Origin of the sequence: Sporosarcina sp. HYO08 (assembly GCF_001563475.1) — a bacterium.
GTDB lineage: Bacteria > Bacillota > Bacilli > Bacillales_A > Planococcaceae > Sporosarcina.
This window is the reverse complement of the sequence record NZ_LPUT01000012.1, coordinates 20,150-39,586: the sequence shown is the minus strand read 5'-3', so window position 1 is coordinate 39,586 and position 19,437 is coordinate 20,150. Positions and strand designations below refer to the sequence as shown.

Sequence of the window (19,437 nt, the reverse complement as noted above, 5' to 3'; positions counted from 1 at the left end):
TTAATTTTACCAGATAAATCGGAAAATTCATCACTAATCCCTTTAATTGCAAACAAAAATATTCCACGGTTCGAAGTAAACTGATAAGATGAGCATATCGATTGACCTTGAGGAGGAATTTTTAGTATGAAAGAAAAATTAATCGAACGGCTTGTCCGTTATGCAAAAATTGATACGCAGTCGGACGCATCTAGCAGTTCCACCCCATCAACGCCGGGGCAATGGGATCTATTGCATGAGCTGCAAAAGGAATTAGCGGAAATTGGGATGGAGAAAATTACGCTAGATGACAACGGATATTTATTTGCTACATTGCCTTCGAATACAGATGCCAATGTGCCTGTCATCGGTTTTCTCGCCCATGTCGATACGGCAACAGATTATACGGGTAAGAATGTTCGTCCACAGCGCATTGACAACTACGATGGCAAGGATATTTCATTGAATGAAACGACCATTATGTCCGTAGCGGATTTCCCTGAACTGAAAGACTATGTCGGGCAGACACTTCTTACAACAGATGGCACGACCCTCCTCGGCGCTGACAATAAAGCAGGTGTTGCCGAAATTATGACGGCGATGGAGTACTTGATTCAAAATCCTACTATTAAGCATGGCAAGTTGCGTATTGCTTTTACGCCGGATGAAGAAATCGGACGCGGTCCGCATAAGTTTGACGTGGAAAAATTCGGGGCGGACTTCGCCTACACAATGGACGGTGGACCGCTTGGCGAGCTGCAATATGAAAGCTTTAATGCAGCAGGTGCTAAAGTGACGTTTAAAGGAACCAATATTCACCCTGGATCTGCGAAAAATAAAATGGTGAATTCCATTTTAATTGCCAATCAGTTCCAAGCGGCGATGCCTGCTAATGAAATCCCTGAAAAAACAGAGGACTATGAAGGTTTTATCCACTTAATGGATGTTCAAGGCTCCATCGAGGAAACAACGCTTCAATATATTATTCGTTATTTCGACCGAGAAACGTTTGAAGCAAGAAAGCAATTGTTTGTCGATACGGCGGAGCAATTACAAAAGGTTTATGGCACTGGTGCTGTGACATTGGAATTGAATGATCAGTATTTCAATATGCGTGAAAAAATTGAGCCTGTCATGGAAATTGTGGAAACGATGTCAGAAGCATTTAAAAAGCTGGACATTGAGCCAAACATTATTCCAATTCGCGGTGGTACGGACGGCTCCCAATTATCGTATATGGGATTGCCGACACCAAATGTTTTCACAGGCGGCCAAAACTACCACGGGAAATATGAATATATTTCGGCGGATCATATGGTCAAAGCGACAAACGTTATCATAGAAGCTGTCCAGCTTTTCGAACAGCAATCCTAATGGGAATAGGAGATGTTCTAAATGAGGGAGATATGGATCGGGGTCTTGTCATCAGTTTTTTTCGCGGTAACATTCGTGTTAAATCGCTCCATGGAATTATCGGGGGGCAGCTGGCTTTGGAGCGCCTCCCTCCGCTATTTTTTCATGGTGCCTTTTTTAATTGCGATTGTGGCGATGCGGAAAGGGCTCCGCGTGACTTTTCATGAAATGAAAGAAAAGCCTGTCCCATTTTTCATGTGGAGCAACGTCGCTTTTGTTTTATTTTACGCGCCGATTACATATGCGGCCGCTTTTAGTCCGGGATGGCTGCTTGCCGGAACTTGGCAATTAACGATTATTGCAGGGGTATTGTTAGCGCCGTTATTTACGATTGTTGTCAAAACGGCAAATGGAGAGAAAAAAGTCCGGCAAAAAATACCGGTCGCTTCACTGGGCATTACACTTATTATATTTTTAGGCGTGATCCTTATCCAAATTCCGCACGCGCAAAGTGTAGAATTGCGGATATTAATGCTTGGCATTCTGCCAGTCATCATCGCCGCCTTTTCCTACCCGCTTGGCAACCGGAAAATGATGGCACTGCTCGGCGGACGGCTGGATACGTTTCAGCGTGTGCTTGGCATGACTCTCATGACGCTTCCTGTTTGGATCAGTCTATCGGTTTATGCCCTGTTGACAGTTGGACTGCCTTCGTCCAGTCAACTCATACAAACATTTATTGTCGGGGTAAGTTCGGGTGTCATTGCAACGACATTGTTTTTCATGGCGACGGATCTTGCAAAAGATCATCAAGGGAAACTTGCCGCGGTAGAAGCAACACAATCGATTCAGCTCATTTTTGTCATGCTAGGCGAAATGCTTCTACTTGGCATGGGACTTCCAGGTACCCTTTCACTTGCGGGGATTTTCGTCATTATCGTCGGCATGGCCTTGCATAGTTATCACACAGCTGTTGGAAAGAAAAGCCAAATGAAACCTGTTGTAGAATGATTTTCACGCGAAGAAAAGGTGCGGCAATTCATTTGTCATACCTTTTCTTCCGCTTCATCAAGTCTTTTCACCATCTTCACGATCTTCACAGTGCCGTTCGGTCTATGCACCTCATCATTTTCATAAATCGTATAACCAATTGAACGATACAGCATAATATTTTGGGGCAGCGTCAGACGCACATTGCAGTAGATGCTCGTTAGTCCTTTTTCTATTGCAAAAGCTTCTAAAAAAAACAACAGTTTCTTCGCAATGCCAAGACCCCGTTTTTCAGGGATGACTGACAGTCTGAAAAAACATATGCCATTGCTTTGGAACTTGAAACGAACCATTCCGACTGGTTGATGGTCCATATAAACAATTAACCCCTGCTCACCATTTTCTAAAGCCTCAGAAACAGACTGCGCTGTTTCCAATAAAGCGCTTGAAGGCGGGTTTTCATTTTTATATTCCGTAAATGCCTGAATCATTAAGTGATGAATAATCGGAGCATCCGATGTCTTGGCAAATTTGATGTCCATGTTAGATCCTTTCTTCTTTTTGTTTTTCATTATAAATGATTCGTGAAAACATAACATGCATAGTGTTCAGTTACGGCATAATTATTGATCGGTATTTTAATAGGCGTAAAAAAAGACCAAATCCCCGTATGATTTGGCCTCTAATGGGAAAATCCCCTGCATAGATCATTTTCAACTAACCTTACCGTTCATATTCCCCAATAATCTCTACCGCTTTTTCCGTCATGGACGTATCAATCGCTTTGTCTAAATCCACATCCCCTTGAATGGCGCCATTCGCTTTATAAGCATCATACTGTTTTTGAATATCCTCCACAAACATTTTCCCATCAGGATCAAGTCCCGTTACGTGCACTTGATCCCAAAGCGCGGGATCTTTTAACGCGGTATGCTTCGTCATGATGTCTACGATTTCATCTTTACCGATGCCTTTAATAAATGCGTCGTTATAATCCCGAACCCCTTTTAAATAGGCTGCCATAAAGCGCAGTGAAATGTCCCGCTCTTCCAACATGAACTTTGGCGAGCCCAATACCATCGCAATTTGGGATTCCGGCGCATAATCCGTTGCATCTTTGAAACGAACGTGGAATCCGTTGGCAACCCCTTGGGCAATAAGTGGTTCAATATTCAATGCCGCATCAATTGTGCCGTTTTCGATCGCGCCAAGCATGCTTCCGAAGTCTGACAAGAGGACGAATTCCACATCTTTCTCCGTTAATCCGGCGTGCTTCAGCATTTCATCATATATATAGCCGTCAATGGAGTTGCGTGAAGAAACAGCAATTTTTTTCCCTTTAAAATCAGGATAATCTTTAATTTGATCGACCATATGATTACCGATGACAAATGTGAAATAGGACTTGCCCGGCACGTTATGTCCTTTATCAGCGATAATTTTCACATCGATTCCCTGGGCAATTGCATTGAAGAATGATGCCGTTGAAACACCGCCCGCAATGTCGACTTCCCCTGCCGCAAGTGCTGGTAGCATATCATCGCTATTGGCGAAGTCCGCAAATGACACTTCGATATTATAGTCTTCAAAGTAGCCTTTTTCTTTTGCAATGTAAAAGCCTGCACCGGATGCGGCACCGTCTTCGGCAATGACAACTTTTGCACGTTTTTTAAGCGGCGACAGATCCCCCGAAGGATAATCACCGGTTGTTACATCCGGTTCGTTATTTCCCGTGCCGGGTTTTACCGTTTCTTTTGAAGCGCAAGCGCCCATTACTAAAATAAACGCAAACAACGCCATTACCCATCCGTTTTTAATCCACTTCGCCATGATCCTTCTCCTTTATGTTCATCTTCCCATCTGGATTGCTGCACTTCTTCTTGTAAATGATCCCATATGTCCACAAAGCGCTTTGCCATTTCAGGATCGTTTCGGATGTCTTCCATTCCTCGCGGGCGTGGCATTGTGATGTTAATTTCTTGAGAAATTCTGCCGGGGTGAGAACTCATCAGCACGACCCGATCGCTCAACACAAGCGCCTCGTCAATGCTATGGGTAATGAATAACACAGTTTTTTTCGTTTCCGCCCAAATGGATAGCAGCTCTTCTTGGAGGATGAATTTGTTCTGTTCATCAAGCGCCGCAAACGGTTCGTCCATGAGTAAAATTTCAGGATCGTTTGCAAAGGCTCTTGCAATGCTGACCCGCTGCTTCATCCCACCGGACAATTCCTTCGGATACAGCGCGGAAAACTTTTCAAGACCTGTCTTTTTTAAATAATAAGCCGTTCTTTCTTTGATAAATTTTTTCGGAAGCTTGCGCATTTTTAATCCAAATGCGACGTTCTCTTCAACGGTTAGCCAAGGGATAATCCCGCGCTCTTGAAAGACCATCGATTGAAGCGGACGATCTTCCCGTTCCGTCGCGATCGTGAATCCACCTAAACTCGGATCTTCAAGGCCGGCCAAAATCCGCAGCAATGTCGTTTTCCCGCAGCCGCTTGGGCCGACGAGACAAACAAACTCCCCTTCTTGAATGGTCAAATTAATGTTATCTAGCGCCGTAACACTACCTTGCTTTTTATAAAAAGCTTTCGTTAAATTTGTAATCGTAATTTTTGCATCTCGTTCCACCTACTCACCTCCACGGCAACAATTTCTTTTGAATACCCCTTAGTAAAATGGAAAACAAATAGCCGAAAAATGAAATCAAGATGAGCCCAACATACATTTTTTTCAATAAAAAAGCTTTGTAGGAGATCCAAATGAGGTAACCAATTCCCGACGTTGCCCCCATCATTTCAGCCGCGACAATCGTCAATAAAGCAATCGCCTGCCCCATTTGAATGCCTTCCAGCATAACGGGCAACGCGCCTGGTAAAGCGATTTTCAGAAAAAAGTCTTGTTTGCCTGCCCCATAGTTTTTCGCAACATCTAAATAGTTCTTGTCGATATTCAAAACGCCGGCCGCTGTATTGATGACAACAGGAAAAAAAACACTTCCTGCAATGGTAACGACTTTCGACAAATCACCAATGCCGAACAGAATGATAATAATTGGAAGCAAAGCAAGGGTTGGAATCGGCATTAGAGCCATAATAATAGGAGAAACAAAGTGCCGGATGGGCGTGTATAGCCCCATTAAAAGCCCAATGATTACACCAGGGATGACACCAAGAAAAAAACCACCAAAAATTCGGTACATGGAAACGCCAATATGCTTTGCCATTTCCCCGTTTGCGATCATTTCGAAAAACGTGCCGACAATTGCTGACGGCGGCGGGAAAAAGCGAATGTCGATCATGCCCGTTCTGGACAAACTTTCCCACAGCAGTAAAAGAAAGATCGGCGAGGCGATCGTTAATAATTGTTTTAATCGTTCCTTCGTTTGCCGCCGCTTCCATTCCCGCCGCTCGATTTCAAATGGATCATGTCGAACGACTGTCTCATTTTTCTCCAACGTTCACCACCTCTTCTTTAAATAATATGTGTTTGCCTAAAAAAGTGTGTTGGGCGTACGGAGGATAATAGCTTAAGGGAGAAGGAAACTTAGTCATTTGGGGCAACTCGGGGCATATTGCGGGGAACTCGATGACTGGTGCGGGCAACTGGACGCTTTCAGGGCAACTCGGGACAGATTGCGGGAAACTCGAGACGCATTGCGGGCAACTGGACGCTTTCAGGGCAACTCGGGACAGATTGCGGGAAACTCGAGACGCATTGCGGGAAACTCGCTTTTTTCACAAATAAAAGAACGAACAAGCTTTTCGCCTGTTCGTTCTTTTACTTAAACGCCTTCTTAACTTTCTCGATACGCAAGAAACGAATTTCTAAAAGAATAAATGGTGCCCATTGCCGCCCCACTATAGAAAAACCCCATAAAAATCCCCGCTACTAAATTCCCGGGATGGCTAATAAAAATTGAAATAACCAACCCTGTTATTGTCGCGACGGTAGATAGCCACGCTGTTGAAAGCTTGAAAAATATTTTCAAGACAACTAGCACGAGCAAAATAACGGGTATCGCCCAAATCGCGTCCCATATATTTGTATGAATGACTGGAAATTTATTGGCCATTCCTCATCCATCCTTTTCTATAAGAATGGGCTATTTCCTTCTTTCCATACGCAAAAGTTTAAACGTTCTTTGTAGCGGCCAACCGAATTTCACGCCGCCTTTCATAAATATTTTTGACGATTGCTTTTCCGACTGCATACGTCGGAATAGCAAGAATAATACCAAGAAAACCAGCAATATTTCCAGCTGCCAAAATGACCGTAATGACCGTCAACGGATGAATATCGAGTGTTTTCCCCATCACATTCGGGGTAATTAAGTTGCTATCAACTTGCTGTGCAACGAGCGTAACGATCGCAACACCAATGACCAATTTAGGATCTTGCGTAAAAGCAATGATCAATGCCGGTGTCACCGCAATCCAAGGTCCAATGAATGGAATTAAGTTCATAAATAACGCAAAAATTGCAAGCAACAACGCATAATGTAAACCAATAATTAAATACCCGATCAGCAGCATTGAGGCAAGGATAAAACTAATGAGCAATTGCCCCTGGATATATGTGCGCAATACGTTATCAATATCATGTAGCGTTTTCTGAACCCACTTACGCCGCTCACCCGTAAAGAAGTTGTAAACAAACGGTGCAAATCTTTCATGATCCTTCAACATAAAAATAAAGAAAAACGGGACTAAAATTAATAAAAACATCGCTTGGAAAAAAGATTGTAAAAATTGTACGATCCACTTTCCAAATTTAACACCAATTGCTTGAAGTGAGTTTGCTGCACTGTCGATTGATTCTTGTAAATTTGGTGGCAAGTCATCCTTATGCTGCAGCGCAAAGTCCTTCATATTGTTAATTTCTTTCACAAGGGTTGGTGCATTTTCAACTAAGTGATTAATTTGCTTCGTCACTGGCGGCCCAATAATAGCGATGAAAATCCAAATGACGAGAGAAAGAATCGCGAAAATTGATAACATCGATCCCCATCTTGGTACTTTTCGATTTTCCAAAAAACGTTGGATCGGTTCCGTAATATAATACAAAACGCCGCCTAGCAATAATGGCACAAATATTGCTTTTAAGATAATTACAACCGGCGTAAAGATGCTATTAATTTCTAAAAAATATTTAATAATAAGCATCGCAAGCAGTATACCAGCACCTACTTGAAACCATAATTTCTTTGTCACGTGTTCACTTCCTTTTACCATCCTATTTTGCATTATTCTTTTAAGTACTAACTGTTATACGTTCAGCTTCGGGGGAAGTTTCAAGCTAACAATGAAAAAAAGCTGTTCCATTCGAACGGCCTTTTCATTGTCACTTATTTTATTCCTCAATTCGAAGAATCATCTTGTTGCCCGAAGGATCTTCTGTTCTATAACCATTTCCGAACGAATCTACCTTTGCACCAATTGCCCTTACTTTTTCTATTGTTTCCTCCAATACCGCTTCTTTTGGATAAATAAGCGTAATCGATTGAAGTCCAGCACTTTCAGCAGATGGGCGTGGTGCTCCAACACCGTTCCACGTATTGAGTCCTAGATGATGATGATACTTCCCTGACGACATAAACAACGCTTGCGGATAAGTAGTTACGACTTCAAATCCTAATGCAGTGTAAAATGATTCAGTTTCAGGTAAATGTGCAACATGTAAGTGGACATGTCCCATAATCGTTCCATCCGGCAGCCCTTCCCATGTTCGTCCAGCACTTTCCGCAACAATACTTTCTCCATCGAGTGGATCCGTACGCATGACTACTTGTCCGTTTTCCCAATTCCATTCACTTGGATCACGGTCTGTATAGATTTCGATTCCATTGCCATCGGGATCGGATAGATAGAGCGCTTCGCTCACAAGATGATCCGAAGCACCAAGTCTCACATTATGCTGAACAAAATGTTTAATAATGGCACCTAGATCAGCTCTCTCAGGTAATAACAATGCAAAATGGTACAATCCTGACTTATGAAATTCTTTCGGCTTGACATTTTCAGGCTGTTCGATGATCAGAAGTGGGGTTTGCCCATCCGCAGTTAACACAACTTTATTCGAATGCTCTTCTAGCACTTTGAAACCAATTACTTCTTTATAAAAGCGTATAGATCTGTCTAGGTTTGTAACGTTAAGATACACTTCCCCCGTGTATATATGGGGTGTTTTATGGAAAATCATTGCTATTCCTCCTGTCTAATCAATGTAAGTTGCTTACTTAATGTAACTAACTTTATATGCTATAGTGAAAAATGTCAAATTTTTAAGTTTCCAGCGAAAGAATTGGCTGTCATAATGATTGAACGTTGGTCAAAAATGTGGATGACACTGGAAGAAGTAACCAAACCTCAATAAGGACTTAAAACAAAAAGCCCGGCGCCAGCATGTTGTGAAAGCAAATGATGGCGCCAGGCTTCTGCAAAGCGATATTCAATTACTTTTATTTTGCATTTTAACGATGAATACGCACAACTGTCCCAACTGGCACAATTGACGATAATTGCAGAACATCTTTATTGTACATACGAATGCAACCGTGGGAGACACTTTTGCCTATAGATGAAGGATTATTCGTGCCGTGAATGCCGTAATGAGGTTTGGATAAACCCATCCAAAAAGCGCCAAAAGGTCCTCCTGGATGTGCTTGTTTATTAATAATCGTATAAGTTCCCGTCGGCGTAGCCGTTACCATTTTCCCAACAGCAATCGGATATGTTTTCACCAATCGATCGCCGTTATAAAGACGGAGACGATGCTGATTCGTGGAAATTTCTATCCTATAAGAAATCGTCCTCACCCCCATACAATAACGAATGCTGTATTGTATGAAGCCAATTCAATTTTTGATAGAAATGTATGCATAGTCTTTTTCATCTAGGGCAAAATAAGGTGAACCACAAATACCACATACGAGGAGGACGACATTCCATGAGTAAAATGGCAATGGCAGCACTCGGTCTTGGCGCAGCGTATTTGATGAGGAATAAAAACGCTCGAGATAAGCTAATGAAGCAAATTGAGGCTTTCACAGGTACAAACACAAGTAAAAGCGGAAGCAATTCAGGCATGAATTGGCAATAATCTTGAGCGATCTCCCAAGCTTCTCGGTTCACCTCAAAATAAATCGGTCTCCTATTGAAAGGGGACCGATTTATTCATATATAACAAACAAACGTCTATTTACAAGTGAAATAAGACCGCCCCTTTGGACAGTCTTAGTCGCCACTTATTGATGACGTGCGTCGATTCTCCTTTTTATTTCATTCACTACATCATTTAGACTCACCTGGTGATCCTCTTGTCTCGGGCGCATGTTCATCCAGCTAAGACCACCATCTTTTAAATGGCCCCGATATTCCTTCCCTTCTATGCTAACCCCAAATTCAACTATCTCGTTTACAGTATCTTTTTGCAACAAATCCTTTATTTCAAGTTTATCTATCATGCTCATCTTCTCCATTCCGGTCTATAATCATAAATTCGTAGTGTTAATGCGTGGATAATTGCCATTATCGTTAACGACTAGTGTTTTTTCGTCGAAACTATCAAGCATCTGGCCATTTTCGCCAATTTCAACACCGCTGTCCATTTCATCCTTGCGATCGGTATCTTGTTCTGTTACAAAAAACAGAACTCCACCATCACTTGTTTCAATAAAATTTGTTTTTGCTTGCTGAAGAGAAAAACCCATTTGCTGACGCGCATATTCATCTTCAAATTTACCGTTCATGAAATCATCAAATTTTTGACGCCAGTTTTCACCATGTACGAGAATGACTTCTGCGTCTGTCGAACCATTCAGCGTTTCAAAGTCATCCCGGTCGTTTGTGACAAGGTAGATGTCATTTTCTGAGTAGCCTTGTGATAACAGTTCCTGGATTTTATATAACGCCGATTCGACCGAATACTGTGTTCCCATATACCTTTTGTTTTCCAACCTATCCGACCCTTTCACTCCTTTCCAACATAAAAATCAACTGCCTGAATTTTAATATGCCCACTAACAGGTCAATTAACCGTATAGTTTACTGAAATAGGCCGAAAATAAAAGTAGTTGTCTTAGAAAGGAGTGAGTATTATGGAGCGAAAACGTGTGTTCACAGCAGATGATCGTAAAGATGCCGACGGACCTTATATGGATAACCCAGAAAATTTGCGTTCAGCCAAGGAAAGTATTTACGATATGCACGAAGATATGCAGACAGTTGATGCGATTCCGCTTGAGGATAAGAGACTCGAGTTAGAAGAGGAAAAAATTCATTATGATACAAAAACAAGATCTTCTACGATCGAAAAATTTCCTGGTTCAGGCATTCGTGCGGAAGATTTAGGAGAATCATAAAACCCGTGCATCATTCCATTCCAGAATGATGCACGGGTTTTTAATAAATTGTATGGTGGTGCCAGGCACTTCGTGTCATTTATTGTCAACATTTCCCGGGAAATGATTTCTTCTGTCATTTGATCTGCTTGCTTTCACTTGTTTTAAACGGTTGTTTTCGCAGCATTTCGTTTCGACATCCAAATACCAAAGACAATAAATAGAACAATTAAGAGTAGGGTTACGCCTCCACTCATCCATAAATGCGAACGATCTAAGGTCGGGTCAAACCAATCAGAAGCGTAGGTCGGTAATTTCCAGGGAGACACCTTCCAATACGCACCAATGGTTGTGTCAATGAATGGATAAAATACTAGAAGAAAAATGCCCGCAAAAGCCGTGCCGCCCGTCGGGAGCCAAGCACTAAACATAAGGACAGTCGTCGTTGCGAAAACGATCCAAAGACTATAGGTCATAATAAATGCCAATGCTTGTTTAGGCTCAACCGCATCATAAAGGATATGAACATAATACCAATTTGCTGAAAATCCTAGCCATACACTAGCGACAAGGACAGCATTGATAACTAGCCATTTACTAAAAAAATAACTGGTGAATGACAAGGGGCGTACGTACAGAAGTGTCGCTGTGCCGGATTTTCGCTCTCCCGCAATCGTTCCCATAAATGCTAAAACGATCATTAAGATCCCGATGAACTGATATTGTCCAGACAATGAGACAAAAATATCTTTACCTTGCAGCTCAGGCCAAGTAAACTCTGCCCCTTCCGGCAAGTTTCCGACGGTTTTCATAATTTCTGGAAGATAATAGTTCGTGATCGGTTCTAAAATGCCAAAAAAGATAAAAACGAGCGGAATCCATAATAACTTAAAGCTCCGCACCATTTCCCGCCACTCTTTTAAAAGTAAAACACCGAGCCCATTCATGAATCGAGCACCACCTTCATGAAGATTTCCTCAAGGCTAGCAGTTTGTCGTTCCACTTTCCGGACGTTATAGGTTTTAGCACTAAGCGAGGAGAATATGTCGTTCATATGAACCGCTTGATCGGATAAATCCAACCACGCTTTACGCCCTTCTATCGTCATTGACCAAGGTGCACTTTCCTTAAAAAGACGAGCCCCTTCGATTTGATCGAATTCAATGACGATCTTTGGCTCGGCATATTTTTCCCGAACCCCATCCAACGTTCCTTGCTCGACGAGTTTTCCTTGTCGTAAAAAAAGCAGCTGATCGGTCATTTCTTCCGCATCGTTTAAAATATGTGTCGAGTATAAAATCGTCGTTTGCTGTTGGATTTCTTTCAATAATGTCATCACCTGGCGACGCCCAACCGGATCGAGTGCCGCTACGGGTTCATCTAACAATAAAAGTTTCGGCTTATGCACAATCGCTTGCGCTAACCCAAGCCGCTGCTTCATCCCGCCTGAAAATGTGGCGGTTTTTTTCGTCATCGCTTCCGCCATCCCTACGAATTCAAGTGTCTTTTTTGCTTCTTGTTTCGCATGCCTAGCTTCCATTCCGCTTATGCGTGCTGCCATTTCCGTGAATTCCAGTGCGGAAAGCCACGGATAAAACTTCGGTGCTTGCGGTAAAAATCCAATGAGTGAGCGAACATCCCGTCGATCAGATTTTTGGAATTTTATACTTCCATCCGTTGCACTCAACAGCCCCGCCAGCATCGATAATGTCGTTGTTTTCCCTGCACCATTCGGGCCAATTAAAGCGGTAGCTGTATGCTCTTTTAACTCGAAAGATAAAGCGTCGACTGCCAATGCATTGCCAAACTGTTTAGTGAGACGATCTACATGCAATAACGTCATCCTTGTTTCCTCCCGAAAATGAAATAGAGGATCGGACCGATTGTATTAATAAAAATCACAATAAGAAGCCACATGACCATTGGACCATTCGTTCGCTGATTGCGAATGATATCAACGAGTGCAACGATCATGAGAATAAATTGAAGCGCAATGAGCGGCCAAATAAGATGCCATGGAATAGTTGCCAGTTCAGACATTTTATATTCACACCTTTCTAGCATTAATTATCGTTATTATATCACTTTCTGTTCTATATAGTATATAACAAACTTCTTTATTCCTTCCATAACCTTTTTTTATTGCGGATATCCTTCTAAATGGTATACTGTTCAAATGGAACTGGAGGACTAAGCATTATGAAACAATGGATGTACCCACTGCTTATTATTGTCGCGGCTAGCAGCTACGGCATTTTATCGACCATTATAAAACTTGCGATTCAAGATGGATTCACAGCTGCTGAAGCTGTGACAAGCCAATACTTTACCGGATTCTTTTTAGCACTCATTCTTTTTACCGTCGTTAAACGAAAAGCACCTGTTTTTAAGGGCAGGTTTATTTTGCCGCTTGCGGGGCTTTTTACGGCAACGACTGGGACAGTTTATGGGCAAGCAGTCGTCTATATGCCCGCCTCTTTGGCAGTCGTCATGCTTTTCCAATTTACGTGGATCGGTATGTTGTTCGATTGTATTGCCCGCCGCAGACTTCCGAGAAGAATTGAAGTCTTTTCATTGATGTTTCTTTTGGGCGGAACTGTTTTGGCAGCCGGCGTCATCGATGCTGATATTAGCAGTATTCCATGGCAAGGATGGGCTTGGGGATTCGCCTCAGCCATTAGCTTTGCTTCATTTTTGATGATTAATCAAAAACAAATTAAAGACATGGATACAACAACACGACTATTATTTACTTCCTTTTTTGCCGCAATCGCCATCTTCTTTTTCCAAACGCCAGAAATTGTTTGGAATGGCACTCTTTTTGGACAAGGACTGTGGATATATGGACTAATTCTTGGCTTTTTTGGCATTATCATTCCGATCTACTTGTTTTCGATCGCTGTTCCGAAGGTCGGGACGACTATGACATCCATTTTAGGCGCAATGGAACTGCCAGTAGCTGTGACAGCGTCCGTTATTATGCTGAAGGAAGTCATCACATCCCTGCAAATCGCCGGCATTGTCGTTATTTTAATAGGTATGACCTTACCGACACTTGCAGAACGCCGAAAATTTAAACACTCTTAAGAAAAATACTTCATTAAAATCCTCGTTATTCGAGGATTTTTTTATTTTTATTCTCTTCCCGAAAACTTTTTCACTCTTTCGCGGGTAAATATAGTAAGAGCAACAAAAAACAAAGTCCGGACGACAAAGAATGTTGCTTAAAAGGAGATGAGAAATGGTGAAAGAGGATTGGATCCGCGGCATCAAAGCAGGTGACAAGCAGTCATTCCGACTTTTTTATGAAGCTTATGCGGACTATGCCATCCGAACGGCCTCGGCCATCACACGCAATCGTGAAATGGCGAAGGATGCCGTTCAAGAAACGTTCATCCGTGTTTATAAACAAATAGAAAGCTACAATCCTGTGCTGCCATTTGTGCCGTGGTTTTATCGGATATTAACGAATGAATGTCTTCGATTAATGAAAAAAGAGAAGATGCTTTCGAAATTTGAACATCCCGATCTGGAAAACGACCCAACAATCGCTATGGAATCATTTGATGAACTTTCAAGTCTATACGATACGATTCAATCATTAGATGACATCCATCGTGTTCCGCTTATTTTAAAATATGTTAAAGGTTTTACGGAAAAAGAAATTGCAAATATTCTTGGGCTCAATCAAAACACCGTGAAGTCTCGACTATTTAAGGCAAGAAAACGTTTGAAGGAATCACTTGATTTCATCGAAAAGGAGGACGATTTTCAATGAATGAATTCGATAAAAAAATAACAAAAGCGCTGCATCAACAGACAGATCGAGAAACTGAATCGATGAAGGAAGATATTTGGAATGGACTAGAAGAAACGTTATTCAGTGAAGAAAATCATCCTAAAGGAGCCGTAAAAAAAATGAAACGAAAAAACAAAATCATACCGCTTATCATCATAGTCGCCGCCGCTTTGGCAATCGTCTTTAGTTTAAACACGAAGCCAGGCTTGGCGCTTATCAAAGGAATTAAAGATATGTTCGTTCCCGAAAAAGAAGTGATTCAAAACATCGAAGGACAAGACGAAACGAACACCGTCAACCTACATGAAGGAACCGACGCTGAATACATCATTTATATCGATGAAACACGGTATAAAATGACAAAAGGTGAAGACGCAGACATTGTAACAACTGCTGAACCGCTTCCAGCCGAATATCCGGAAGTCTCGATGGAAATTAAACAAGTACCAAACGAAAAACCAGAAGATCTCGTTAAAAAAGTGGAAGCCGAACTGAAAAAAGAATTTCCAGAACTTAGAGCTATCGAGGAAGTGACTGAACCTGTTCAAGGTTACTTACTGCACGGCATTAACGGCGGCAACGATCGGCTAGATCCAGTCGTTCATACGTATGTCATTAGCAACGGCAAAGAAGGCAGCTTCATCATCCAAGAACGTTATTTCCTCGAAGCCGCAGAAGGACATGGTGCAAGATTTCACCGTATGTTAGAAACGTTTGAAATTGTGGACTAATCCCATCTGTGTTAAAGAGGATTTATTTCTTACTGGTAATATTTTAAGGTGACAAGGACGAATTTTTTGTCCTTGTCTTTTCTCGATAAACATTTCGAAATATTGTGTTAAAATAATAGTGGTGACTAAAAGATATGGAGGTCAACTATTTGTTTAGTCTTTTTTTATTGATTCATATTATTTCAGGAATTGTATGTCTAGTCACCGGCATTTTCGCGATGTCTGCCAAAAAAAGAAAAGGTACGCATACACTAGCTGGTGAAATCTACCACGGGTCATACGTTTTTGTGTTCTTCACTGCTTTAATTATGTCGATTCTTCATTGGCAAGAAAGCCAATACCTTTTTTACATTGCGTTATTCTCCTATGGATTTGCGATTGTCGGCTATGCAGCCGTTAAAAAGAAATGGAGAAATTGGATGGGTTCTCACATTGGCGGAATGTTAGGATCATATATTGGGATTGTTACAGCGACTTTAGTTGTCAACATTCCTAGAATACCAGTGCTAAACGAATTCCCCGTTCTCCTTTTTTGGTTTCTGCCTTCAATCATTGGAACGCCATTCATTATTCTCGTTGGAAGAAAGAGGCGTTCTCGTAAGAAATTATGCCAGCCTAGAATCTAGCGGAGGTGTTGATTATGGAGAAAGATCTATTTATCATCGCGGCGGACATTACTGCAATTATTCTGTATATCGCTCTAGCCGTGACCATTATTCCTGACATTATGCGCTTTTTAAAGAAACGAAGTTATGACATCTTCATTCAATTAATTCCTGTATGTTCTTTTATTTTAATGACAAGCCTTCTTATTTCAATCGGGTATGGCGGGTTTAAAGAAACCATTTTCTTCACGATTACAAGCATTCTTTCGTTTATTTGTTTAGTTGTCCTTTTATTTGCCACCCTTTATTTGAAAAAATATAAACAAATACAATACGAGCAGTTGCTTATGAAACTATCCGCTTTATTTAAAAGAAAGAAGACCGTCACTCACTAATTGAAAAACGCATTTAATCTCTTTTTCAGGATTAAATGCGTTTTTTCATCCAAAATACTCTACAGCAATTTGTACAATTAAAAGAATCGTGACAGTACGTAAAATCGGTTTGACATGCTTTGTGTTTAATTTTTGCGCTAATCGGACCCCGGTTTGTGCGCCTGTAATGGCTCCGAGCATTAGCGCAAACGTCAGTGGCCACATAATTTTTCCAGTCGAAATATAACTAATCGATGCGCCGAAACAGCTTGAAAAAATCATCACGCGTGATAATGCGACAGCGCGTAAATAAGACAGTTTCAAGCGATCGTATAAATATAACCCCAACGTTCCGCTCCCTGGCCCGAAAACGCCATCATAAATTCCGATGCCAAATAATGAAGAGACGCTTTTTTTCGTAGCACGAAAAGGTTCATTATTTGCAAAATCCCCTTTTCCAAAAAAAGAAGATATAAAAGCAAAGGTTAATAAAACAACCGCAAGCATAATCATCCATTCTTCCTTCATATAAGCGGCGATCAGCCCGCCGGTTAGCCCGCCCGTGAGACTAATCGGGACAACGGTCAGCGCTTCTTTAACCGTCACTTCTTTCCTTTTCGCCATCACAAAAAAACTAGAAAAGGAGCTGACTGTATTCGATACTTTATTCGCCCCAATGGCGGAGTGAACAGGCAGTCCCATAAGCATCATCGCGGGCAGACTAATAAGTCCCCCTCCCCCCGCTAATATACCGAGCGTATTTGAGGCAAATCCAATAAAAAACAACAACAAAAATTCCATAAAACATCCTTCTTTCGAACAACCCTATATCACTAGCATATTCCTTTCATCCTTATAAGTAAATTCAATTGTATGAATATAATTCCTTTCAGAAAATGAATGAATCGTTTTAAGTACATAAAAACGCTCCTCTTTGATCACGTCAGAGGAGCGTTTGAAATGTATAAATTTAGTAAGCGCGTCCAAACCAAACCGTGTGTTTCGCTTCTTTTCCACAGTTTATGCAAGTGGACTTTGTTGCCGGTGGGTTAAATGGAATGTTGCGCGTTGTGAATTTTGTTTCATTCTTAACGTTTTCTTCACAATCATCGTCGCCACACCAGCCTGCAAGCACCCAACCTGGAATCTCATCGTTCTTATCGGAAGCTTCGATATGTTGTTCAAGCTGCGCTAACGTATCAACATGTGTATGTGAATGTTTTTCGCGGAATGCGACCGCTTTGTCAAATAGGCGTTTTTGCATCGTTTCTAGTTCTTCTTCAATTTTCCCAACGATTTCCGCTAAGTCTACGGCTACTTTTTCATCTTCATCACGCGCTTTTAGCAATGCTTGATTTTTCTCCAAATCACGTGGTCCAAGCTCAATGCGGACTGGAACACCTTTCAGCTCCCACTCGTTGAACTTAAAGCCAGGTGATTGATCGGAATCGTCCAGACGAACGCGAATACCTTTTGCTTTTAACTGCGCAAATACTTCATCCAGCTTTTCGATAATTTCAGGATTTTTCTTCCACGGACCGACTGGAATTAAGACAACTTGTGTCGGTGCAATACGCGGCGGTAAGACAAGACCTTGCTCATCACCGTGTACCATAATGACGGAACCGATAAGGCGCGTAGACGTTCCCCATGAAGTTGTATGGACAAACTCATGCGTGTTTTGTTTGTTCAAGTACTTAATGTCAAATGCTTCTGCGAACTTCGTGCCCAAGTAATGGGAAGTTCCTGCTTGAACAGCTTTACCGTCCTGCATCATTGCCTCAATGGAATACGTATCGACCGCGCCAGCGAATCGCTCAGAAGGTGTTTTTTGGCCGTCGTACACTGGAATCGCCAATACTTCTTCTACAACTTCTTTATAAATGCCTAGCATTTGCATTGTTTCTTCGCGTGCTTCCTCTTCGTCCACATGCGCTGTGTGCCCTTCTTGCCACAAGAATTCAGACGTACGAATGAACGGCAATGTTTTCTTTTCCCAACGGAATACGTTCGCCCATTGGTTAATTAACACTGGAAGGTCGCGGTAGCTCTTAATCCAGTCAGAATAGAGATGACCAATCATCGTTTCAGACGTTGGACGGAGCGCCAAACGCTCTTCCAACTTCTCCCCTGCTGCTTCGGTTACCCATGGAAGTTCCGGTGAGAATCCTTCAATATGGTCTTTTTCTTTTTGGAAAAAGCTCTCAGGGATGAGCATTGGGAAATATGCGTTGCGGTGACCTGTTTCTTTAAAACGACGATCCATTTCTGCTTGAATATGCTCCCAAATTTCAAAGCCATCCGGTTTAAATGCGATACATCCACGCACCGGCGTGTAATCCATTAAGTCCGCTTTTTGAATTGTATCAATATACCACTTTGTAAATTCGTTTTCGTTTTTCATTATTGATCCTCCTTAAAATAATAAAAAGCACAAAGAATCCCTGTATAAGGACGTCTTTGTGCTGAATAAACGTGGTACCACCTTAGTTTAGCTTATCTTCATGATAAACCCTCTAAACGTTAGATAACGGCAACGATCCGGTTATGTTTGCATAACATCTCCGTGGTAGGTTTCAATAAGAAGCAGTGGCATAGCTCTCAGCAATCGCTATACTTTCTGTTTCACAATTCTTATTTACTTGGCCACATCTTGGATTTTTTTCTACCTATACTATAGCAACACTTAGCAGTTAATACAAATTTCATTTAACTTTTACATCTTAGGATATACCGTTTGATGGGATTCTATAAGCATATATTATCGATTCAAGCCATATAGTGAGACAGACTATGTTCGAAGCGGGGAGAGGATACAATGCAAACAAATGAAATGCGTTTACGTCGCATCCAACACTTAGCATATGAAATAATGGATGAAATGAATCGGACGAGCGAGCCAAGACAAATAGAAACACTCCATTGCGTCATTGATAACTTATCACGTGCTGTCGGAGACCTAACAGATCCTTTCGGTGATTATTCCCTCAATTACATTGAAAAGAAAATCGATCACGCCCATTATTTATTGTTCAAAAACAAACGAAAGACAAGTATCGAAACGACATGGATTCCAAGATAAGAGCAGACATTCCAATTAACGGAATGTCTGCTTTCAGTGTGTATGAAGCCTTATTGTTCCTGTCTACACTATTTTTAGGCATTACCTTTCGATCGTTCTTGAAACAAGGGATGTCCCCTAACGATTGGAAAAGAGATCGAACGGACAAAAAATGATAGAATAAGAGGAACAATAGATACAA

25 protein-coding genes and 1 other annotated feature are annotated in these 19,437 nt (G+C 41.6%); of the genes, 10 read left to right on the top strand and 15 right to left on the bottom strand.

Annotated features, from left to right (window positions below):
* Positions 1-126: 126 nt before the first annotated feature.
* Positions 127-1,353, top strand: coding sequence for a peptidase T (pepT, locus tag AU377_RS04700; protein ID WP_067404947.1), 1,227 nt, complete (start codon positions 127-129; stop codon positions 1,351-1,353).
* 21 nt (positions 1,354-1,374) lie between these two features.
* The gene (locus AU377_RS04695) at positions 1,375-2,343 is read left to right on the top strand and encodes a multidrug resistance efflux transporter family protein (protein ID WP_067404944.1); all 969 of its coding nucleotides are present in this window, start codon (positions 1,375-1,377) and stop codon (positions 2,341-2,343) included.
* Positions 2,344-2,378: 35 nt separating this feature from the next.
* On the opposite strand, the gene AU377_RS04690 is transcribed toward AU377_RS04695, so the two are convergent.
* From AU377_RS04690 to AU377_RS04655, 8 genes are all read right to left on the bottom strand, one after another.
* Positions 2,379-2,864 (bottom strand): GNAT family N-acetyltransferase, encoded by a 486-nt coding sequence (locus AU377_RS04690; RefSeq protein ID WP_067404941.1) that lies wholly within the window; start codon positions 2,862-2,864, stop codon positions 2,379-2,381.
* 181 nt (positions 2,865-3,045) lie between these two features.
* Entirely contained in the window at positions 3,046-4,152 is a 1,107-nt protein-coding gene (locus AU377_RS04685; RefSeq protein ID WP_067404937.1) for an ABC transporter substrate-binding protein, read from the bottom strand.
* Entirely contained in the window at positions 4,122-4,955 is an 834-nt protein-coding gene (locus AU377_RS04680; protein WP_067406025.1) for an ABC transporter ATP-binding protein, read from the bottom strand. The genes AU377_RS04685 and AU377_RS04680 overlap by 31 nt, the downstream gene beginning before the upstream one ends.
* 4 nt (positions 4,956-4,959) lie before the next feature.
* Positions 4,960-5,781 carry an ABC transporter permease gene (locus AU377_RS04675; protein ID WP_067404934.1) on the bottom strand — a complete coding sequence of 274 codons (822 nt, stop codon included), beginning with the start codon at positions 5,779-5,781 and terminating at the stop codon, positions 4,960-4,962.
* Between the two features lie 339 nt (positions 5,782-6,120).
* Entirely contained in the window at positions 6,121-6,399 is a 279-nt protein-coding gene (locus tag AU377_RS04670; RefSeq protein WP_067404931.1) for a hypothetical protein, read from the bottom strand.
* A gap of 58 nt (positions 6,400-6,457) precedes the next feature.
* On the bottom strand, positions 6,458-7,537 hold the full coding sequence (locus AU377_RS04665) for an AI-2E family transporter (protein ID WP_067404929.1): 1,080 nt from the start codon (positions 7,535-7,537) through the stop codon (positions 6,458-6,460).
* A gap of 139 nt (positions 7,538-7,676) precedes the next feature.
* The gene (locus AU377_RS04660; RefSeq protein ID WP_067404926.1) at positions 7,677-8,525 is read right to left on the bottom strand and encodes a VOC family protein; all 849 of its coding nucleotides are present in this window, start codon (positions 8,523-8,525) and stop codon (positions 7,677-7,679) included.
* A gap of 271 nt (positions 8,526-8,796) precedes the next feature.
* Positions 8,797-9,132, bottom strand: coding sequence for a L,D-transpeptidase (locus tag AU377_RS04655; protein WP_067406022.1), 336 nt, complete (start codon positions 9,130-9,132; stop codon positions 8,797-8,799).
* A 140-nt stretch (positions 9,133-9,272) separates the two neighbouring features.
* Here AU377_RS04655 and AU377_RS15630 point away from each other — a divergent pair, with 140 nt between their 5' ends.
* Positions 9,273-9,425, top strand: a complete 153-nt coding sequence (locus AU377_RS15630; protein WP_172794024.1) for a hypothetical protein — start codon at positions 9,273-9,275, stop codon at positions 9,423-9,425.
* A gap of 145 nt (positions 9,426-9,570) precedes the next feature.
* Here the strand turns inward: AU377_RS15630 and AU377_RS04650 are convergent, their stop codons facing one another.
* Positions 9,571-9,789, bottom strand: coding sequence for a hypothetical protein (locus tag AU377_RS04650; RefSeq protein WP_067404924.1), 219 nt, complete (start codon positions 9,787-9,789; stop codon positions 9,571-9,573).
* A gap of 27 nt (positions 9,790-9,816) precedes the next feature.
* A complete protein-coding gene (locus tag AU377_RS04645) occupies positions 9,817-10,281 on the bottom strand; it encodes a general stress protein (RefSeq protein ID WP_156450384.1) in 465 nt (154 codons plus the stop codon).
* Positions 10,282-10,422: 141 nt separating this feature from the next.
* On the opposite strand from AU377_RS04645, the gene AU377_RS04640 reads away from it, so the two are divergent.
* Positions 10,423-10,686 (top strand): hypothetical protein, encoded by a 264-nt coding sequence (locus AU377_RS04640; RefSeq protein ID WP_067404919.1) that lies wholly within the window; start codon positions 10,423-10,425, stop codon positions 10,684-10,686.
* Between the two features lie 143 nt (positions 10,687-10,829).
* On the opposite strand, the gene AU377_RS04635 is transcribed toward AU377_RS04640, so the two are convergent.
* From AU377_RS04635 to AU377_RS04625, 3 genes are read right to left on the bottom strand one after another with little or no spacing between them, the layout of a single operon-like run.
* Positions 10,830-11,612 carry an ABC transporter permease gene (locus AU377_RS04635; protein WP_067404916.1) on the bottom strand — a complete coding sequence of 261 codons (783 nt, stop codon included), beginning with the start codon at positions 11,610-11,612 and terminating at the stop codon, positions 10,830-10,832.
* Entirely contained in the window at positions 11,609-12,508 is a 900-nt protein-coding gene (locus tag AU377_RS04630; protein ID WP_067404914.1) for an ABC transporter ATP-binding protein, read from the bottom strand. The genes AU377_RS04635 and AU377_RS04630 overlap by 4 nt, the downstream gene beginning before the upstream one ends.
* A complete protein-coding gene (locus AU377_RS04625) occupies positions 12,505-12,705 on the bottom strand; it encodes a PLDc N-terminal domain-containing protein (RefSeq protein ID WP_067404911.1) in 201 nt (66 codons plus the stop codon). The genes AU377_RS04630 and AU377_RS04625 overlap by 4 nt, the downstream gene beginning before the upstream one ends.
* 159 nt (positions 12,706-12,864) lie before the next feature.
* On the opposite strand from AU377_RS04625, the gene AU377_RS04620 reads away from it, so the two are divergent.
* From AU377_RS04620 to AU377_RS04600, 5 genes are all read left to right on the top strand, one after another.
* The gene (locus tag AU377_RS04620) at positions 12,865-13,752 is read left to right on the top strand and encodes a DMT family transporter (protein ID WP_067404908.1); all 888 of its coding nucleotides are present in this window, start codon (positions 12,865-12,867) and stop codon (positions 13,750-13,752) included.
* 154 nt (positions 13,753-13,906) lie between these two features.
* The gene (locus tag AU377_RS04615; protein ID WP_067404906.1) at positions 13,907-14,443 is read left to right on the top strand and encodes an RNA polymerase sigma factor; all 537 of its coding nucleotides are present in this window, start codon (positions 13,907-13,909) and stop codon (positions 14,441-14,443) included.
* Positions 14,440-15,195 carry a hypothetical protein gene (locus AU377_RS04610; RefSeq protein WP_067404903.1) on the top strand — a complete coding sequence of 252 codons (756 nt, stop codon included), beginning with the start codon at positions 14,440-14,442 and terminating at the stop codon, positions 15,193-15,195. The genes AU377_RS04615 and AU377_RS04610 overlap by 4 nt, the downstream gene beginning before the upstream one ends.
* A gap of 134 nt (positions 15,196-15,329) precedes the next feature.
* Positions 15,330-15,821: a DUF2306 domain-containing protein gene (locus tag AU377_RS04605; RefSeq protein ID WP_067404901.1), complete on the top strand. Its 492-nt coding sequence runs from the start codon at positions 15,330-15,332 to the stop codon at positions 15,819-15,821.
* A 14-nt stretch (positions 15,822-15,835) separates the two neighbouring features.
* Positions 15,836-16,195, top strand: coding sequence for a hypothetical protein (locus tag AU377_RS04600; protein ID WP_067404898.1), 360 nt, complete (start codon positions 15,836-15,838; stop codon positions 16,193-16,195).
* A gap of 45 nt (positions 16,196-16,240) precedes the next feature.
* Here AU377_RS04600 and AU377_RS04595 read toward each other — a convergent pair whose 3' ends face one another.
* Positions 16,241-16,975, bottom strand: a complete 735-nt coding sequence (locus AU377_RS04595) for a sulfite exporter TauE/SafE family protein (RefSeq protein WP_067404895.1) — start codon at positions 16,973-16,975, stop codon at positions 16,241-16,243.
* Between the two features lie 169 nt (positions 16,976-17,144).
* Entirely contained in the window at positions 17,145-18,578 is a 1,434-nt protein-coding gene (proS, locus tag AU377_RS04590) for a proline--tRNA ligase (RefSeq protein WP_067404893.1), read from the bottom strand.
* A 43-nt stretch (positions 18,579-18,621) separates the two neighbouring features.
* Positions 18,622-18,838: a binding site (T-box leader), on the bottom strand.
* A gap of 154 nt (positions 18,839-18,992) precedes the next feature.
* Between proS and AU377_RS04585 the strand changes: the two genes are divergently transcribed.
* The gene (locus AU377_RS04585; RefSeq protein ID WP_067404890.1) at positions 18,993-19,256 is read left to right on the top strand and encodes a hypothetical protein; all 264 of its coding nucleotides are present in this window, start codon (positions 18,993-18,995) and stop codon (positions 19,254-19,256) included.
* The last annotated feature ends 181 nt before the right edge of the window (positions 19,257-19,437 follow it).

What these genes read in the sequence shown, in the direction of transcription:
- AU377_RS04595 (WP_067404895.1), bottom strand. Translation starts at nt 16,975, where the DNA reads ATGGAATTTTTGTTGTTGTTTTTTATTGGATTTGCCTCAAATACGCTC.
- AU377_RS04635 (WP_067404916.1), bottom strand. Translation starts at nt 11,612, where the DNA reads ATGAATGGGCTCGGTGTTTTACTTTTAAAAGAGTGGCGGGAAATGGTG.
- AU377_RS04610 (WP_067404903.1), top strand. Translation starts at nt 14,440, where the DNA reads ATGAATGAATTCGATAAAAAAATAACAAAAGCGCTGCATCAACAGACA.
- AU377_RS04690 (WP_067404941.1), bottom strand. Translation starts at nt 2,864, where the DNA reads ATGGACATCAAATTTGCCAAGACATCGGATGCTCCGATTATTCATCAC.
- AU377_RS04605 (WP_067404901.1), top strand. Translation starts at nt 15,330, where the DNA reads ATGGAGGTCAACTATTTGTTTAGTCTTTTTTTATTGATTCATATTATT.
- AU377_RS04640 (WP_067404919.1), top strand. Translation starts at nt 10,423, where the DNA reads ATGGAGCGAAAACGTGTGTTCACAGCAGATGATCGTAAAGATGCCGAC.
- AU377_RS04685 (WP_067404937.1), bottom strand. Translation starts at nt 4,152, where the DNA reads ATGGCGAAGTGGATTAAAAACGGATGGGTAATGGCGTTGTTTGCGTTT.
- AU377_RS04600 (WP_067404898.1), top strand. Translation starts at nt 15,836, where the DNA reads ATGGAGAAAGATCTATTTATCATCGCGGCGGACATTACTGCAATTATT.
- AU377_RS04650 (WP_067404924.1), bottom strand. Translation starts at nt 9,789, where the DNA reads ATGATAGATAAACTTGAAATAAAGGATTTGTTGCAAAAAGATACTGTA.
- pepT (WP_067404947.1), top strand. Translation starts at nt 127, where the DNA reads ATGAAAGAAAAATTAATCGAACGGCTTGTCCGTTATGCAAAAATTGAT.
- AU377_RS04620 (WP_067404908.1), top strand. Translation starts at nt 12,865, where the DNA reads ATGAAACAATGGATGTACCCACTGCTTATTATTGTCGCGGCTAGCAGC.
- AU377_RS04660 (WP_067404926.1), bottom strand. Translation starts at nt 8,525, where the DNA reads ATGATTTTCCATAAAACACCCCATATATACACGGGGGAAGTGTATCTT.
- AU377_RS04615 (WP_067404906.1), top strand. Translation starts at nt 13,907, where the DNA reads ATGGTGAAAGAGGATTGGATCCGCGGCATCAAAGCAGGTGACAAGCAG.
- proS (WP_067404893.1), bottom strand. Translation starts at nt 18,578, where the DNA reads ATGAAAAACGAAAACGAATTTACAAAGTGGTATATTGATACAATTCAA.
- AU377_RS04625 (WP_067404911.1), bottom strand. Translation starts at nt 12,705, where the DNA reads ATGTCTGAACTGGCAACTATTCCATGGCATCTTATTTGGCCGCTCATT.
- AU377_RS04695 (WP_067404944.1), top strand. Translation starts at nt 1,375, where the DNA reads ATGAGGGAGATATGGATCGGGGTCTTGTCATCAGTTTTTTTCGCGGTA.
- AU377_RS15630 (WP_172794024.1), top strand. Translation starts at nt 9,273, where the DNA reads ATGAGTAAAATGGCAATGGCAGCACTCGGTCTTGGCGCAGCGTATTTG.
- AU377_RS04630 (WP_067404914.1), bottom strand. Translation starts at nt 12,508, where the DNA reads ATGACGTTATTGCATGTAGATCGTCTCACTAAACAGTTTGGCAATGCA.
- AU377_RS04585 (WP_067404890.1), top strand. Translation starts at nt 18,993, where the DNA reads ATGCAAACAAATGAAATGCGTTTACGTCGCATCCAACACTTAGCATAT.
- AU377_RS04670 (WP_067404931.1), bottom strand. Translation starts at nt 6,399, where the DNA reads ATGGCCAATAAATTTCCAGTCATTCATACAAATATATGGGACGCGATT.